We start from the raw sequence: 15606 nt of genomic DNA on the forward strand, positions 1-15606 counted from the left end.
AGTCTCCTGGCTCCCGGATCGGCGCCTCCCCCGGCCTTCCAGCCCGCAGGGGCCGTGACGCACGGTGGGGGAGCGCTCCCCGGTGACAGTGGCGGGACCGCGCCGGATTCACACCGGACTTCCTCTCCTGCCGCCGTAATGGCTCGGGCAGTCCACCACGCACCGCGATGGCCCGTCAACTCGCCGTTGACCTGCGCAAGGACAGTGTGCGCAGGCCCACACGGGGTCCGGGGCGCGGCCGGGGCCGCCCCGGAGCGGACCGCCCGCCGCCCCACCCGCCGCACCGCCCGCCCGGCACCCGCCGGGGTGTGCGAAAGCTCCCCCGCAGGCCGCTGGTGGGGCCTGGCGGGGGAGCTGTGTTTCCCGGGTTTCCCGGGGTTCTCGCGGCTCGGGTTCCGCAGGTCAGACGACGATCAGGTAGATCCCGTAGCTGACGGCCGCGGCGCAGACGGCGAAGGCCGCGTAGGCGCCGGAGCGGGCGAGGACGGCGCCGCCGCCCCGCTGGACCGCTGCCTCGTGCTTCGAGAGGCCGACGAGTCCCAGGACGAACAGGGCCACGAGGCCGATGGTGGCTCCGAGGCTGACGCCGAAGACGGAGCCCAGGGCTGCCCAGTCGATCTTCATAGCTTCAGGTTCCTCTGCAGTGCTCGGTGGGTCCGGTGCGCGGTCAGACCGCGGCGGCCGGAGCGGCCGGGGTCTCGCCCGCGGTGTGCGGTGCCGGGATGGTGGCCTTGAGGTCCTCGTCGGTGACCGCGGCGGTGGTGCCGGCCGGCGGCGGGGTGACGGCCGCGATGGCGGTGGTCACGACGCCGGGCTCGTCGCCCCCGGTCTCGTTCACGTTGGTGTGGTCGACGACCTGGCGGCGGGAGATCAGCCAGATGGCGAGGCAGGAGCCCACGAGGAAGACGGTCACGGCGGCGATGCCGACGTCGCCGATGCGCATCACGTACTCGGCGCCCGCGCCGACCAGTGCGGCGGCCGGCAAGGTCAGGCCCCACGCGACGAACATGCGGGTGGCGGTGGACCAGCGGACCACACCGCCCTTGCGGCCCAGGCCGGCACCCATGACGGCGCCGGAGCAGGAGTGCGTGGTGGAGAGGGAGAAGCCCAGGTTGGACGAGGCCAGGATGACCGCGGCGGCCGAGGTCTGGGCGGCGAAGCCCTGCTGCGGCTGGAGGTCGGTCAGGCCCTTGCCCATGGTGCGGATGATGCGCCAGCCGCCCAGGTAGGTGCCGAGGGCGATGGCCACACCGGCGGAGACGATGACCCAGACCGGCGGGTTCGAGCCGGGCGCGAGCGCGCCACCGGCGACGAGGGCCAGGGTGATGATGCCCATCGTCTTCTGGGCGTCGTTGGTGCCGTGCGCCAGGGAGACCAGTCCGGCCGAGGCGATCTGGCCGGCGCGGTAGCCCTTGGCCGAGGTCTTCTCGTCCATGCCGCTGCCGAGCTTGTACGTCAGCTTGGCGGCGAGCAGCGCGGCGACACCGGCGACCAGGGGCGCGGCGACCGCGGGGATCAGCACCTTGGTGACCAGCGTGCCGCCGTTGACCGCACCGAGGCCGGCGGAGGCGACCGCGGCACCGATCAGACCGCCCATGAGGGCGTGGGAGGAGCTGGAGGGGAGGCCGACCAGCCACGTCAGGAGGTTCCAGAGGATCGCACCGACGAGCGCGGCGAAGATCACTTCGGGCTGGATTCCCTCTTCGTTCACGAGGCCCTTGGAGATCGTCTTGGCGACCTCCACGGACATGAACGCGCCGACGAGGTTGAGTACGGCGGACATCGCCACCGCCGTCTTGGGCTTGAGGGCGCCGGTCGAGATGGTGGTGGCCATCGCGTTGGCCGTGTCGTGGAAACCGTTCGTGAAGTCGAACACGAGAGCGGTGATGATCACGATCCCGAGGAGAAGCGTTATGTGCTCCATTTACCCAGGCTTCTGTTTGAGGTCAGTGGCTCGGCGACCGTAAGCAACCTGAGTGAACGGAAGATGAACTGGGACGGGCGCAGTGGTGTACCCGCCCGGGGGAACGCCTGGCCGTATGACCCGATTTTGGCCGCCATGGCTGGATATATACAGGTCAGAGCTCGGTAAACGGAACCCGACCGGAACGGCTCCGACCGGTTTCGGCCACCCTGCGGAGAGATCCAGATCACCCTCCGGACTGGCCGCCTCGCCCCACCCGCCCGAAACTGGAGCGGTGCGCACCGCAACAGCGACGGCAGCGGCCGTCACCACCCTGATCGGCGCCGGAGCGGCCGCCGTCGCCGCCGGCCGGTACGCCGGGGACGCGGCTCTGCGGCCCGGTCCCGGCCGGCCCCTGCCGGGCGGCCCCCGCCTCGCCGTCCACGGCACCGCCGCCGGCCGGGTCGAGCTCACCCGGGCCCTGTCCTCCCTCCTCCCCGGCACCTACGGGCTCACCGCCCCCGGCGTCCACGCCGTCGCCGGCCCCGTGCTCGACGGGGTACCGCACCGCCCCGACACCGTCGTACGGCGGCTCGTACGGGTCACCCACGGCGTCCTCGAACCGGGACTGCGCGTCGCCCTCACCCCCCAGCTCCACGTCGGCGACCCGCGCAGCGCCCTCGGCCTCGACCACGCGGACGTGGACGTACCCGGCGAGCTCGGACCGCTGCCCGCGTGGTTCGTCCCCGGGGCCCGCCGCACCTGGGTGATCGCCGTCCACGGGCTCGGCACCACCCGCGAGCACCCCATGAACCTGATGCCCTTCCTGCACGCCCTGCAGCTCCCCGTCCTCTCCCTCGGGTACCGCAACGACCTCGGCGCCCCCGCCTCTCCGGACGGCCTCGGGCACCTCGGGGAGTCGGAATGGCGCGATCTCGACGCCGCGATCCGCTACGCCGTGCGCTTCGGCGCCGACCGCGTGGTCCTGCACGGCTGGTCCACCGGGGCCGCCATGGCCCTCCACGCCGCCTCCCGCTCCGCCCTCCACGGGCGGATCGCCGGACTCGTCCTCGACTCGCCCGTCCTCGACTGGCACCTCACCCTGCGCGCACTCGCCGCCGCCCGCGGCACCCCCGCCCCGCTGGTCCCGCTCGCCGTCCGCGCCGCCGAGGGCCGGGCCGGACTGCGCGCCGCCCGGCTCCCCGCGGCCGCCGACCCCGCCGGGCTCAAGGTCCCCGTACTGATCTTCCACGGGCCCGACGACGCCCTCGCCCCCTGGGAGCTCTCCCGCGCGACCGCGGAGGCCCGCCCCGACCTCGTCACGCTCCGCACCGTCCCGCGGGCACCGCACGGCGCCATGTGGAACGCCGCCCCCGGGGAGTACGAGGAGGCCCTGCGCCGCTTCCTCACCCCATTGATGTGAACGCCCCGCCCGCTTGACGTCCGCCCCACCGCCGCCGGAGCCCGGCCGGAGCCCCGCCGGGGCCCTGCGGGCCGCCCGGCGGCGGGATCCGCACCCCCTGGCCGGATTCCGCCGGAACGCCCCCTGCCGGAGGGCCCGGCCGGGCGGCTTGTCCCGGTCTGCGGGCCCCGTCACAGGCAGTAATGGCCGGTTCCGTTTGGGCTTTCGGCCGTGACCGGCGAGACTGCTCCACGTGACGTCCCGAACGCCTGATGAGCAGTTGGCTCGCGACTCCAGACTCCGACTCGTCTCCCCGCGTGCGCTGACCACCGCGCGGACGGCCGTGTCGAACCGGCGTACCCGGACCGCGCCACGCCCGCCCGAGGGCACCCCCGGCCCGGCCGAACTCGCCCAGCGGGCCAGGGCCTCACTCTCCGACTCCGCCCGACTCGCCCGCTGGGCCGAGCGGCACTTCACCGCGCCCCCGGCCGCCGCGGGCAGCCCCGAAGCCCCCGGCCCCCGGCCCCTGCTGGCCGGCGCCGAGGTCGAAGAGGCCGCCGCCGCCCTGGGCCTGACGTCCGGACAGGTCCGCGTCGGCTGGGACCGCGCCCGGCTCTCCGGGCTCGTCGAGGTACACGGCGGCCGGGCCCGCCCCGGCTGGCGGCTGCACGCCTGGGACCGCGACGACCAGGCCGTCCTGCGCGGCTGGGTCGCCGTCTTCGACGCCTGGTCCCTCATCCACCCCGCACCCGACGGCATCGACCCCGCCGCCGTGGCCGAGGTGGTCGAGGCCATGCCCCAGCTGCTCTCCCTCCTCCAGCTCTCCGCGGGCCCCGTCACCGTGCCCGCCCTCCTCGACCTGCTCGCCCAGCGCGTGGCCGAACTGCGCGACGAGCGCTGCGAGGTCCCCTACGGCGAGGATCCGCAGCCCGCCCCCGCGGCCGACCCCGCCACCCTGTCCCGGCTGCTGCGCTGGGCCCTCGGCTGCCTCGGCGCCGTCGACGCCCTCACCCTCGGCCCCGCCCGCGCCACCCTCACCCCCCTCGGCAGCTGGGCGGTCTGGGTCAAGCTCGAACAGATCTGCGTCGCCGCCCAGAGCCCGGCCGGCAACATCGAGCAGTCCGCCGCCGCCATGCTCCGCGGCTGCGCCCGCCTCACCCCCGGGCCCGCCCGCGCCGAGTACCGCGCCTGGCTCGCCGCCCGGCCCGTCGGCAGCGCCGTCGCCGAACTCCTCCAGGCCGCCCGTGGCGAGGACGCCCTCGTGCGCGGACTGGCCTTCGAGGCCCTGCGGGTGGTCGGCGCCCCCGCCGAACCGGAGGTGCGCGCCACCGCCGACGAGGCCGCGCTGCGCCCCTACGCCCTGCTGTGGCTCGCCGAGCACGACGGGGCCGACCCCGAGGACGCGCACGAGGCCCTCACCCGTGAGGAGTCCACCTGGCTCTGGGTGGACACCGCCGCGGCCGTCGCCGACCACGGCGAGGCCGAGGTGCTGGTGCGGCACCTGGACGCGGCCGTGCGGACCACCGTGCCGCACCTGCTGGACGAGGTACGGGCCGTCGGCCACCCCCGGACCGTCCAGGTCCTCATCGCCCTGGCCGCCGCCCACCCCGACCCGGCCCTCGCCAAGGCCGTCCGGCGGGCGGCGTTCCAGGTCCACACGGGCGGCAGCTGACCGCCGGGCCGTCTGCGGCTACGCCTCCGCGGGCGGCGCCCCCGGGACGTACGTCCCGAAGCTCCACACGTTGCCCTCCAGGTCGCGGGCCAGGTAGTCGCGGGAGCCGTACTCCTGGTCCGTGGGCGGCATGAGCACCTCCACCCCGTGCCGGACGGCGCGGGCGTGGTGGGCGTCCACGTCGGCCACGACCACGTACACGCCAGCGGGGGCGCGCCCGCCGGCCGCCCCTGCGGTCATCGCCTCGTCGAACGGCCCGCCCCGGCCGCGGCTGCCCAGCATCACCGTGCCGCCGTCGCCGTACGCGAGCTCCGCGTGGGCCACCGTGCCGTCCTCCGACTCGTGCACCGCCACCCGGGTGAACCCGAAGGCCTCGGTGAGCTGGCGCAGCGCGCCCTGCGCGTCGTCGTAGAGCAGCGCCGGACACACGCCGCCCCCACCGTTCATCCCTGCCATGAGAACCACTCCTCTCCGCCAACCGGACCAACCAGAACCCCTCCCCGCTGCGCGGGGCCTTTTCCCCACCCCGCCCCTTCCCGAACTGGTGCTCCGCCCCAGACCCCGCGCCTCAAACTCCCCCAGACTTCGTCCGGGGGGACCCCCTGGCGGGGCTGGATTTTGCCGCTGACCGGGACATTCCAGCGCACCGCAGCACAATCCAGCCCGCGCGGCGATTGAGCGCACCGGGCGCGCAGCGCACGGAACGGGGTCCGGGGCTTGCCCCGGTATCGGGAAGGGGCGGGTAGGGGAACAGGCCCCGCGCAGCGGTCAGCGGAAGGTGTTGCACTGGGCCATGTCACCCGTGCGGAAGCCCTGGTAGAACCACTGCTGCCGCTGCTCCGCAGACCCGTGCGTCCACGCCTCCGGCATCACCCGCCCCTGGAACTTCTCCTGGATCCGGTCGTCGCCCACGGCAGCCGCCGCACTCAGCCCGTCCTTGACGTCCTCCTCCGTCACCCGCGTGATCAGCGGCCGCCCCGACTCGTCCGGCGTCCGCGTCGCATGGTGCGCCCACACCCCCGCGTAGCAGTCCGCCTGGAGCTCCACCTTCACCGCGTTGCTGTCCGCGCCCTGCCGCCCGTCCTGCGCCCGCTGCAGCGTGCCCATCAGGTTCTGGATGTGGTGCCCGTACTCGTGGGCCACCACGTACGCCTGCGCGAACGGCCCGCCGCTCGCCCCGAACTTGGTCCGCAGCTCGTTGAAGAAGCCCAGGTCCAGATAGACCTTCCGGTCCGCGGGGCAGTAGAAGGGGCCCACCGCCGAGGTGGCCGAGCCGCACGCCGTGCCCACCCGGTTCGTGAAGAACACCGTCTGCGCCGGGCTGTACGTACCCCCGCGCCGGGTGAACTCCTGCCGCCAGAAGTCCTGCGCGCTGTTGACCACCGCCACGATCCGGCAGTCCTCCCGCGCGTTCGCGTCCGCCCCCGTCCGGCAGGCGGACTGCACCTGCGCCGCCGAGGATGCGGTGGCCGCCGGCGGGTCGTCGCCCGAGGACAGGCCCAGCTGCTCGGGACCCACCCCGAACAGCAGGCCCAGCACCAGCGCGATCAGGCCCGCGATCCCGCCGCCGACCGTCGCCCTGCCGCCCGGGATGCGGCTGCCGCGCACGTCCTGGACCTCGGAGGTGTCCAAGTTGGCGTTGTCGTCGAACTGCATCCCGCACCGCCTCTGCGTCCCGCGCCGGAAACCCCGGCCCCCCTCATCCTGGTACGGACACCGACCCCCGGCGCTGGGCGAGGGCCGAACGGGCGACCCCCGCCCCGCGCCGCGCGCCCCGCCCGCCGCCCGCCGCTACGCTCCGGAACCCGTGACCCCGCCCCCCGCGCCCACCCCCCGCCGCCGGGTACGGGCCGCCGCCCTCCTCCCGGCCGCCGCGGCAGCCCTCACCGTCCTCACCGTCCTCGCCGCCCTGACCGGCCTCGCGGCCCGGACCGCCGGACACCCCGCAGCCGCCCCCTACGGCGACCGCCTCACCCCGCACCCCGGCCCCCGCCCCGCCGCGGAACCCCTGGCCCGCCTGCTCCCCGACGCCGTCCAGGCCCGCGCCCGCGACGGTGCCCGCCCCCTGTGGACCTACCGCCGCGACGGGGCCCGCCCCCTCGCCCTGCGCACCGCCCCCGGCCACGCCCTCACCCTCTGGGACGACGGCCTGCTCACCGACACCGCTCCGGCCACCGGAGCGGTCCGCTGGCACCGGGCCGTCCCCGGCCTGCCCGCCGACCCCGGCGGGGTGCTCCAGCCCCTCGACGCCGACGCCCGGATGCTCGCCGTGGTCACCCCCGCCCGCATCACGGCGTACCGGACCGCCGACGGCGACCTGCGCTGGATCGCCGCCGCACCCGCCGGCTGCGCCCACGACCCGGCCCGGCAGGCCCGTACCGGGCGCGTGCTCCTGGTGGCCCGGCCCTGCACCGACCCGGCCGCGGCCTGGCAGGAGTCCCTGGTGGCCGTGGACGCGCTGGGCCGGGTCTCCCCGCACCGCCGGCCCCTCGGCAACGAGCCCCCGGGTGAGGCCACTCACAGCCCAGAAAAGTAGTTGCGTACCCCCGTTAGACTGGTCGCATGTCACATCTCCTTGTGCATTAGCGGCGTCGAAGAATCGCGCCCAGCCTCACAGGCGCGAGCAGCGCTGTCCTTCCGCCGTCCACCCCGCCCTGGAGTATTTCCGTGATCACCGCAACCGGCATCGAGCTGCGCGCCGGCGCCCGCGTCCTCATCGAGTCCGCCTCCTTCCGCGTCGCCAAGGGCGACCGCATCGGCCTCGTCGGCCGCAACGGAGCGGGCAAGACCACCCTCACCAAGTGCCTCGCCGGCGAGGGCCAGCCCGCGGCCGGGTCCATCGCCCGCTCCGGCGAGGTCGGCTACCTGCCCCAGGACCCGCGCACCGGCGACCTCGACGTGCTCGCCCGCGACCGGATCCTCTCCGCCCGCGGACTCGACGTCCTGCTCAAGAAGATGCGGGCCAACGAGGAGCGCATCTCCACCGGCTCCGGGGCCACCCGCGAGAAGGCCCTGCGCCAGTACGAGCGCCAGGAGACCGAGTTCCTCACCAAGGGCGGGTACGCCGCCGAGTCCGAGGCCGCGACCATCTCGGCCGCCCTCGGCCTGCCCGACCGGGTCCTCGGCCAGCCCCTGCACACCCTCTCCGGCGGCCAGCGCCGCCGCGTCGAGCTCGCCCGGATCCTCTTCTCGGACGCCGACACCCTGCTCCTCGACGAGCCCACCAACCACCTCGACGCCGACTCGATCGTGTGGCTGCGCGACTACCTCAAGGTCTACCGCGGCGGGTTCATCGTGATCTCCCACGACGTCGACCTGGTCGAGACGGTCGTCAACAAGGTCTTCTACCTGGACGCCAACCGCTCCACCATCGACGTCTACAACATGGGCTGGAAGCTCTACCAGCAGCAGCGCGAGGCCGACGAGAAGCGCCGCAAGCGCGAGCGCCAGAACGCCGAGAAGAAGGCCGCGGCCCTCAACGCCCAGGCCGACAAGATGCGCGCCAAGGCCACCAAGACCGTCGCCGCGCAGAACATGGCCAAGCGCGCCGACCGCCTGCTGTCCGGCCTGGAGGCCGTCCGCGTCTCCGACAAGGTCGCCAAGCTGCGCTTCCCGGACCCGGCGCCCTGCGGCAAGACCCCGCTGACCGCCGAGGGCCTGTCCAAGTCGTACGGCTCCCTGGAGATCTTCACGGACGTCGACCTGGCCATCGACAAGGGCTCCCGCGTGGTCATCCTCGGCCTCAACGGCGCCGGCAAGACCACCCTGCTGCGCCTCCTCGCGGGCGCCGAGCAGCCGGACACCGGCGAGGTCACCCCGGGGCACGGCCTCAAGCTCGGGTACTACGCCCAGGAGCACGAGACCCTCGACCCGGAGCGCACGGTCCTGGAGAACATGCGCTCGGCCGCCCCCGACCTCGACCTGGTCGACGTCCGCAAGACCCTCGGCTCCTTCCTGTTCTCGGGCGACGACGTGGACAAGCCCGCCGGGGTGCTCTCCGGCGGCGAGAAGACCCGGCTGGCCCTGGCCACCCTGGTCGTCTCCTCCGCGAACGTGCTCCTCCTCGACGAGCCGACGAACAACCTCGACCCGGCCAGCCGCGAGGAGATCCTCGGCGCGCTGCGCACGTACAAGGGCGCCGTCATCCTCGTCACCCACGACGAGGGCGCGGTCGACGCCCTGGAGCCGGAGCGGATCATCCTGCTGCCGGACGGGGTCGAGGACCTGTGGGGCCCGGACTACAAGGACCTGGTGGCCCTGGCCTGAGCCGGACCGCCGGTGCGGATTCCGCGACCGGACCCGGAGCGGCTCCAGAGCCGCTCCCGAGGCGGTCCGGATCCGTTCCGGATCAGCTCTGGATCATTCGGCTCATGCGTGATCCTTCATCTGAGTGAGGCGGTCTCGTACCGCTGCGTGCTGTACACCGGCCCCGGCCGTGTCCCCCCGGGGCCGCGGCCGGGGCGCCGTGTTTTCCGCGTTCCGCCCCCTGACCTGGTGATTCCCCGCCCGGACCGGCCCCGGGGCGGGGCGGCCGCCGGCCCCGCGCGAAATTGCCGCCGCACAGACCTTGTCGAATGGGTGGCCAGGAAGGCCCCGAGGGGTGATCATGAGAAGCACCAGAGCGCACTTCCCCTGAGGAGGCACGGGTGGCCGAGACTCTGAAGAAGGGCAGCCGGGTGACCGGCGTCGCGCGCGACAAGCTCGCGGCAGACCTGAAGCGAAAGTACGACTCCGGTGCGAGCATCCGGGCGCTGGCCGAGGAAACCGGCCGCTCCTACGGATTCGTCCACCGGATGCTGAGCGAATCCGGAGTCACACTGCGCGGCCGCGGTGGCGCGACGCGCGGCAAGAAGGCGGCCGCGGCCTGATCCAGGCCCGGCCCGAGGATCACCAGCCGTCACCACCTTCGTGACCCCCGGTCGGCCGAGAGGTCGACTGGGTGGTTACTGTGCAGTCACTTATCTGTCGACTGCTCCCGGAGACGATGATGGCTCTGCTCGACAAGGACGGCGTACGGCTCACCGTCGAAGACACGGTCGCCACGGTGACACTGACCAATCCGGCCAAACGAAACGCCCAGTCCCCCGCGCTCTGGCGGGCCTTGGCGGAGGCCGGTCGGCTGCTGCCGGGCACCGTGCGCGTGGTCGTCCTGGCCGGCGAGGGCCAGTCCTTCTCGGCCGGCCTCGACCGCCAGGCCTTCACCCCCGAGGGCTTCGAGGGGGAGCCGTCCTTCCTCGACCTGGCGCGCGGCTCCGACGAGCGCCTGGACGCCACCATCGCCGAGTACCAGGAGGCTTTCACCTGGTGGCGGCGCAGCGACCTCATCACCATCGCCGCGGTGCAGGGACACGCCATCGGGGCGGGATTCCAGCTCGCCCTCGCCTGTGACCTGCGGGTCGTGGCCGAGGACGTGCAGTTCGCCATGCGCGAGACCAGCCTCGGGCTGGTGCCGGACCTGACCGGCACACACCCGCTCGTCTCCCTCGTGGGCTACGCCCGCGCCCTGGAGATCTGCGCCACCGGCCGCTTCGTCCAGGCGGAGGAGGCCGAGCGCGTGGGCCTCGCCAACCTGGTCGTCCCCGCCGCCGAGCTCTCCGCCGCCGTCGCGGACCTGACCGCCGCCCTGGTCGCGGCCCCGCGGGACGCCGTCATCGAGACGAAGACCCTGCTGCGCGGCGCGTCGGGCCGTACGTACGAGGAGCAGCGGGCCGCCGAGCGCGCCGCCCAGGCCCGGCGCCTGCGCGATCTCGCGGGCCTGTCCGACTGACCCGCCTGCTCCCGCGAGCCCCCCACCGCAGCAGTCTCCGGCCCGCCCGTGCCCCGGTACGGGCGGGCCGCGGCATGGGCGGGGCGGTGTGCGGGAAGGAGCGCCGTACGCCCGGCCGTCACCCCCTGGGGGGCGTCCCCAAGCGCGGGCCGGAGTCCGCGCTTACCGTGGGTCGGGTAGTCCGTACGCCACGTCCGGAGGGAACAGCGCGATGACCGAATCCGACACCGGCAGGACCCCGGCGGCCGCCAGCCGCGGGCGCACCACCATCGCCGACGGGGTGGTCGAGAAGATCGCCGGACTCGCGGCCCGCGAGGTCATCGGCGTCCACGCCATGGGCGGCGGCCTCTCGCGCACCCTCGGCGCGGTGCGCGACCGGGTCCCCGGAGGCGGCGGGAAATCGGTCTCGCGCGGGGTGAAGGCCGAGGTCGGCGAGGTGCAGACGGCCCTCGACCTGGAAATCGTCGTGGACTACGGCGTGTCGATCCGCGACGTGGCCGGGGCCGTCCGTGAGAACGTCATCTCGGCGGTGGAGCGGATGACCGGCCTCGAAGTGGTCGAGGTCAACATCGCGGTCACCGACGTCAAACTGCCGGACGAGGCGGACGAGGAGTCCGAGGCGGGCAGCCGGCTCCAGTAGGCGGACGGCGGCCGAGAGGAGCGCGCGATGAGCATGGCCGTGGCCGGCATGGTGGCCGGCATGGCGCTGGGGTTCGCCGGGTATTTCGGCGGCTTCGGGGCCTTCCTGCTGGTGGCGGCGCTCGGCGCCATCGGCTTCACCGCGGGGCGGTTCCTCGACGGGGACCTCGACCCGGGCACCTTCTTCCGCTCCCGCGAAGACCGGCGGCGGTGACCCCGGGTGCCCGCCCCCGCCCCCGGCACCCCGCCCCCCGACCCGTCCCGCCCGGACCCGACGGACCCGCCCGGCGGGCCCGTACCTTTCGGTGAGGCCGACCCGGCCGGACCTTTCGGTGAGGCCGACCCGCTCGGCATGCCCGACCGCTTCGGCAGGACCGACCCGCTCGGCGCGCCCGACCCGCGGACCGTGCGGCCCGTCCGGCGGGCCGCCGCGGCGCCCGCCCGGCGCGGGGCGACCCGGATCGCCGACCGCGTGGTGGCGAAGATCGCCGCCCGCGCGGCCCGCGAGGCCCTGGGCCCGCCCCCGCCCGAGGGCGCGGACCCGCACGCCTCGGTGACCGTGCACCACGACATCGCGCGCGTGCGCATCAGCCTGGAGCTGGCCTACCCCGGCGATATCGGCGCCCAGTGCGCCGCCGTACGCCGCCGGGTGGCCGAACGCGTCGAGGAGCTGGCCGGGATGGCCGTACCCGAGGTGGACGTCGACGTGGAGCGCCTGCACTCCGCCCACACCCGCCCGGGCGCCCGGGCCAGGCTCCGGTGACGGCCCGGCCCGCCGGAGCCTCCGGGGCGCGGCCGCCCGGGGGCGAGCCGTCCCGGGACCTGCTGTCCAAGGACCCGCCCGCCGCTTCCCCCGCCTCCCCCGCGGGTTCCGGTCCGGGCGGCCGGGTACGGCGGTTCCGGTCGGCACGGCGGGTGCCGGCCGGCCTCACCGCCCTGGTCCTCCTGGGCGCCTCCGGACTGCTCCTCTACGACGTGGCGGCCGTACGCGCAGGCCGGCCCGGCGCGGCCTGGCGCCGGGAGCTCGCCGAACGGCTGGAGACCGCGACCCTGGACGACCCGGGAGTGGTCGCCGCCGCAGTGGCGCTGGTCCTGTGCGGACTGCTGCTCCTCTTCCTGGCGTGCACGCCAGGACTGCGCCGGCTGCTGCCCGTGCACGCCCCCGAGGGGATCCGGGGCGGGCTGACCCGCAAGGCGGTCGGGCTGATCGTGCGGGACCGGGCCATGGAGGTCTCCGGAGTGGAGTCCGTACGGGTCTCGGTCGGCCGGTCCCGGATCGGGGTCAAGGTCTCCTCGCACTTCCGCGAACTGGACGAGGTCCGCTCCGACCTGGAACACGTACTCGACGTGGCCGTCGAGGAACTCGGCCTCGCCCACCCGCCGCAGCTGCACGTCCGGGTCGCCCGCGCGCCCAGGAAGGGGTGAGCCGGTGCTCCCCGTGGTCAACCGGACCCTGCTGGCACTGGCCGGGCTGGTCCTCACCGCCCTCGGCGCGGTGGTCCTCACCGGCTCCTGGCCGTACGCGGGCCGCAGCGACGTCCTGCTCTCCGCTGCGGACCGGCAGCGCTGGGAGGATGAGGGCTGGTGGTGGCCCGCCGTGATCGCGGGGCTCGCCGTGTGCGTGCTGCTCGCGCTGTGGTGGCTCCTCGCCCAGCTGCGCCGCTCGCGCCTGGCGGCCGTACTGGTCGACACCGGGGACGGGGCGGGGGCGCTGCTGCGGGGCGCGGCGCTGGAGGCGGCGATGAACGCGGAGGCCGCCGCGATGGACGGGGTCGCGTCCGCGCACCTGACGCTGCACCGCAGGCGCGGGGCGCCGTTCGTGCGGGCGCGGCTGGTGCTGGAGCCGCATGCGGTGCCGGCGGATGCGGTGGCGGGGGTGGCGGGGCGGGTGCTGGAGCATGCGCGGGTGTCGGCGGGGCTGGCGGAACTCCCGGCGGAGGTCCGCCTCCAGGTAACCCGCCACCACGCCCAACGCGTCACGTGACGCCCCGACCCCTGACCCTGTGTCCCGCTGCGCGGGGGCTGTTCCCCACCCCGCCCCTTCCCGATACCGGGGCTCCGCCCCGGACCCCGTTCCGTGCGCTGCGCGCCCGGTGCGCTCAATCGCCGCGCGGGCTTGATATTGCCGCCGCAGGCGGCAAATCAAGCCCCGCCGGCGCTTGAGGCGCGGGGTCTGGGGCGGAGCCCCAGTTCGGGAAGGGGCGGGTAGGGGAACAGGCCCCGCGCAGCGGACCCCGGGTCAGAAGCCGTGGCGGGCGCCGCCGTCGACGGGGAGCATGACCCCGGTCAGATACGAGGCCGCCGGCGAGAGCAGAAACGCCGCAGCCCGCCCGAACTCCTCGGGCGCCCCGTACCGCCGCAGCGGAATCTGCGCCTCATGCCCGGCCCGCGCAGCCTCCGCATCCCCGGACATCGCATCCAGCTCCCGCACCCGGTCCGTGTCGATCCGCGAAGGCAGCAGCCCCACCACCCGGATCCCCCGCGGCCCGAGCTCGTCGGAGAGGGACTTCGCGAAGCCCGCGAGCCCCGGCCGCAGGCCGTTGGAGATGGTCAGCCCCGGGATCGGCTCGTACACGGACGCGGACAGCACGAAGCCGATGACCCCGCCCTCCCCGAGCTCGGCGGCGGCCTCCCGGGCGAGCCGTACGGCGCCCAGGAAGACGCTCTCGAAGGCGGCGGTCCACTGCGCATCGGTGTTGTCGGAGGCGAACCCCGGCGCGGGCCCGCCCACGCTGACGAGGATCCCGTCGAAGCGGCCGAAGCGCTCGCGCGCCTGGGCGATCAGGCGGTGGGCGGTGCCGGGGTCGGAGTTGTCGGCGGCCACCCCGAGGGCGTCCGGGCCGAGGGCGGCCGCGGCCTCGGCGGCCCGCTGGGCGTCCCGGCCGGTGACGACGAGCTTGGCGCCGTCGGCGGCCAGTTCGCGCGCGGCGGCGAAGCCCAGTCCGCGGGTGGCTCCGGTGACGACGTAGACGCGGTCCTTCAGTCCAAGATCCATGGCCCTACGCTACCGAGCCCGCGCCCCGACGGCTCAGGCCGTGACCGCCGAAACCCCCGACCCGCCGCCCGCGCCGGAATCCGGCCCCCCGTCCGCGTCCCCCTCCGGCCCCCCGTCCGCGTCCCCCTCCGGGCCCGTTCCCGCGGATGCGGTGGCCGCCGCCGTCTCGCGGTCGCGCTTTTCGCGGCGTACCAGGACCACCCAGCCCACCGGGACCGCCGCCGCGAACAGCCACCACTGGACCGCGTACGCCATGTGCGCGCCGATCGACTCGTGGTCCGGCTCGGGGACCGGCTGGGGGCTGCCGTCCGCGGGGGCCGGCGCGGTCAGCTCGATGTAGCCGCCGAGTACCCCGCGGCCCAGGGCCTTCGCCTGCTGCCCGCTGTTGATCAGCATCACCTGGCGGTCGGGCAGGCCCTTGCGGTCCTTGATCCCGCTGCCCTCGGTGGTCTCGTCGGCCTTCAGCCGCCCGGTGACCGTGATCTCGCCGCGAGGCGCGGGCGGTACGGGCGGATGGGCGCGGGCGTCGCCGCCGCCGGCCACCCAGCCGCGGTTGACGAGGACGGCCCGGCCGTCGCCGAGGACCAGCGGGGTCAGGACGTGGAAGCCGAGCTTGTCGTCGGCGGAGGTCCGCATCCGGACCACGACCTCGTGCGCGCTGTCGTACGTGCCGGTGGCGGTGACCGCGCGCCACAGGTCGGCGCGGGGGACCCGGTGGCCCGGGGAGGTGAGCTCGGTCACCGGTACCGGATCCGCGGTGAGGTTGCCGGCGATCAGCTGGTTCTGTGCGACCCGGTGCTCGTGGCGGTGGAACTGCCAGAAGCCCAGTTTGACCATCACGGGGATGAGGAGGAGGAAGGCGAAGAGGGTGAAGAGCACCCACTGCCGGGTCAGCACGAAGCGGTACACGCCCACGACGGTACCCGCCGCGCACCGGACCCGGCCGCGGGGGGTGCCCCGCGGCCGGGCCGCCGGCGGTCAGACGCGGTCGACGATGCCCACCTTCCCCTCCGCCCGGGCGCAGTGCGCCCCGCAGTACCACGCGCCCTGGACCTCGACCCCCTGGCCGATGATCGGGACCTTGCAGTGCTCGCAGATGGGCGCCATGCGGTGGATGGCGCAGGAGAAGCAGTCGAAGACGTGCACCGCGCCCTGCGCGTGCACCTCGAAGGACATGCCGTAGTCGTTTCCGCAGACCTCGCAACGTGCCATGCGCCACAGGGTGGGA

18 protein-coding genes and 1 riboswitch are annotated in these 15606 nt (G+C 74.8%); of the genes, 11 read left to right on the forward strand and 7 right to left on the reverse strand.

The features are described from left to right. Window positions 1-124: riboswitch (cobalamin riboswitch) on the reverse strand. Between the two features lie 278 nt (window positions 125-402). Further along, on the reverse strand, window positions 403-624 hold the full coding sequence (locus ACZ7JZ_RS28675) for a hypothetical protein (RefSeq protein ID WP_470944204.1): 222 nt from the start codon (window positions 622-624) through the stop codon (window positions 403-405). Window positions 625-667: 43 nt separating this feature from the next. Further along, window positions 668-1924, reverse strand: a complete 1257-nt coding sequence (locus ACZ7JZ_RS28680) for an inorganic phosphate transporter (protein WP_470944207.1) — start codon at window positions 1922-1924, stop codon at window positions 668-670. A gap of 274 nt (window positions 1925-2198) precedes the next feature. On the opposite strand from ACZ7JZ_RS28680, the gene ACZ7JZ_RS28685 reads away from it, so the two are divergent. Then, the gene (locus ACZ7JZ_RS28685) at window positions 2199-3326 is read left to right on the forward strand and encodes an alpha/beta hydrolase (RefSeq protein ID WP_470944208.1); all 1128 of its coding nucleotides are present in this window, start codon (window positions 2199-2201) and stop codon (window positions 3324-3326) included. Between the two features lie 232 nt (window positions 3327-3558). Further along, complete coding sequence (locus ACZ7JZ_RS28690; protein ID WP_470944210.1) at window positions 3559-4977, forward strand: hypothetical protein; 1419 nt, start codon at window positions 3559-3561, stop codon at window positions 4975-4977. 18 nt (window positions 4978-4995) lie between these two features. Here ACZ7JZ_RS28690 and ACZ7JZ_RS28695 read toward each other — a convergent pair whose 3' ends face one another. Together ACZ7JZ_RS28695 and ypfJ are read right to left on the reverse strand one after the other, a co-directional pair. Continuing rightward, window positions 4996-5433, reverse strand: coding sequence for a VOC family protein (locus ACZ7JZ_RS28695; RefSeq protein ID WP_470944213.1), 438 nt, complete (start codon window positions 5431-5433; stop codon window positions 4996-4998). Between the two features lie 312 nt (window positions 5434-5745). Further along, complete coding sequence (gene ypfJ, locus ACZ7JZ_RS28700; RefSeq protein ID WP_470944216.1) at window positions 5746-6633, reverse strand: KPN_02809 family neutral zinc metallopeptidase; 888 nt, start codon at window positions 6631-6633, stop codon at window positions 5746-5748. A 151-nt stretch (window positions 6634-6784) separates the two neighbouring features. On the opposite strand from ypfJ, the gene ACZ7JZ_RS28705 reads away from it, so the two are divergent. The 9 genes from ACZ7JZ_RS28705 (at window position 6785) to amaP (ending at window position 13367) form a co-directional block, all read left to right on the forward strand. Next, the gene (locus ACZ7JZ_RS28705) at window positions 6785-7513 is read left to right on the forward strand and encodes a hypothetical protein (protein ID WP_470944219.1); all 729 of its coding nucleotides are present in this window, start codon (window positions 6785-6787) and stop codon (window positions 7511-7513) included. Between the two features lie 131 nt (window positions 7514-7644). Next, complete coding sequence (locus tag ACZ7JZ_RS28710; protein WP_470944221.1) at window positions 7645-9243, forward strand: ABC-F family ATP-binding cassette domain-containing protein; 1599 nt, start codon at window positions 7645-7647, stop codon at window positions 9241-9243. 380 nt (window positions 9244-9623) lie between these two features. Beyond that, window positions 9624-9845 (forward strand): helix-turn-helix domain-containing protein, encoded by a 222-nt coding sequence (locus tag ACZ7JZ_RS28715; RefSeq protein WP_470944223.1) that lies wholly within the window; start codon window positions 9624-9626, stop codon window positions 9843-9845. A 119-nt stretch (window positions 9846-9964) separates the two neighbouring features. Beyond that, the gene (locus ACZ7JZ_RS28720; protein WP_470944225.1) at window positions 9965-10744 is read left to right on the forward strand and encodes an enoyl-CoA hydratase/isomerase family protein; all 780 of its coding nucleotides are present in this window, start codon (window positions 9965-9967) and stop codon (window positions 10742-10744) included. A 211-nt stretch (window positions 10745-10955) separates the two neighbouring features. Beyond that, on the forward strand, window positions 10956-11384 hold the full coding sequence (locus tag ACZ7JZ_RS28725; RefSeq protein ID WP_470944227.1) for an Asp23/Gls24 family envelope stress response protein: 429 nt from the start codon (window positions 10956-10958) through the stop codon (window positions 11382-11384). Window positions 11385-11411: 27 nt separating this feature from the next. Beyond that, window positions 11412-11597 (forward strand): hypothetical protein, encoded by a 186-nt coding sequence (locus ACZ7JZ_RS28730; protein WP_470944229.1) that lies wholly within the window; start codon window positions 11412-11414, stop codon window positions 11595-11597. A 138-nt stretch (window positions 11598-11735) separates the two neighbouring features. Further along, window positions 11736-12146 carry an Asp23/Gls24 family envelope stress response protein gene (locus tag ACZ7JZ_RS28735; protein ID WP_470944231.1) on the forward strand — a complete coding sequence of 137 codons (411 nt, stop codon included), beginning with the start codon at window positions 11736-11738 and terminating at the stop codon, window positions 12144-12146. A 152-nt stretch (window positions 12147-12298) separates the two neighbouring features. Continuing rightward, window positions 12299-12808 (forward strand): DUF6286 domain-containing protein, encoded by a 510-nt coding sequence (locus ACZ7JZ_RS28740; protein WP_470944233.1) that lies wholly within the window; start codon window positions 12299-12301, stop codon window positions 12806-12808. Window positions 12809-12812: 4 nt separating this feature from the next. Further along, a complete protein-coding gene (amaP, locus tag ACZ7JZ_RS28745) occupies window positions 12813-13367 on the forward strand; it encodes an alkaline shock response membrane anchor protein AmaP (protein WP_470944235.1) in 555 nt (184 codons plus the stop codon). A 255-nt stretch (window positions 13368-13622) separates the two neighbouring features. On the opposite strand, the gene ACZ7JZ_RS28750 is transcribed toward amaP, so the two are convergent. The 3 genes from ACZ7JZ_RS28750 to ACZ7JZ_RS28760 all read right to left on the reverse strand — a co-directional run bounded on the left by ACZ7JZ_RS28750 (window position 13623) and on the right by ACZ7JZ_RS28760 (window position 15590). Next, entirely contained in the window at window positions 13623-14378 is a 756-nt protein-coding gene (locus ACZ7JZ_RS28750; protein ID WP_470944238.1) for an SDR family oxidoreductase, read from the reverse strand. Between the two features lie 33 nt (window positions 14379-14411). After that, window positions 14412-15287 (reverse strand): SURF1 family cytochrome oxidase biogenesis protein, encoded by an 876-nt coding sequence (locus ACZ7JZ_RS28755; protein WP_470944241.1) that lies wholly within the window; start codon window positions 15285-15287, stop codon window positions 14412-14414. A gap of 69 nt (window positions 15288-15356) precedes the next feature. Beyond that, window positions 15357-15590 (reverse strand): hypothetical protein, encoded by a 234-nt coding sequence (locus tag ACZ7JZ_RS28760; protein WP_470944244.1) that lies wholly within the window; start codon window positions 15588-15590, stop codon window positions 15357-15359. Between the last annotated feature and the right edge of the window lie 16 nt (window positions 15591-15606).

This window comes from Streptomyces sp. NPDC038213 (genome assembly GCF_055600495.1).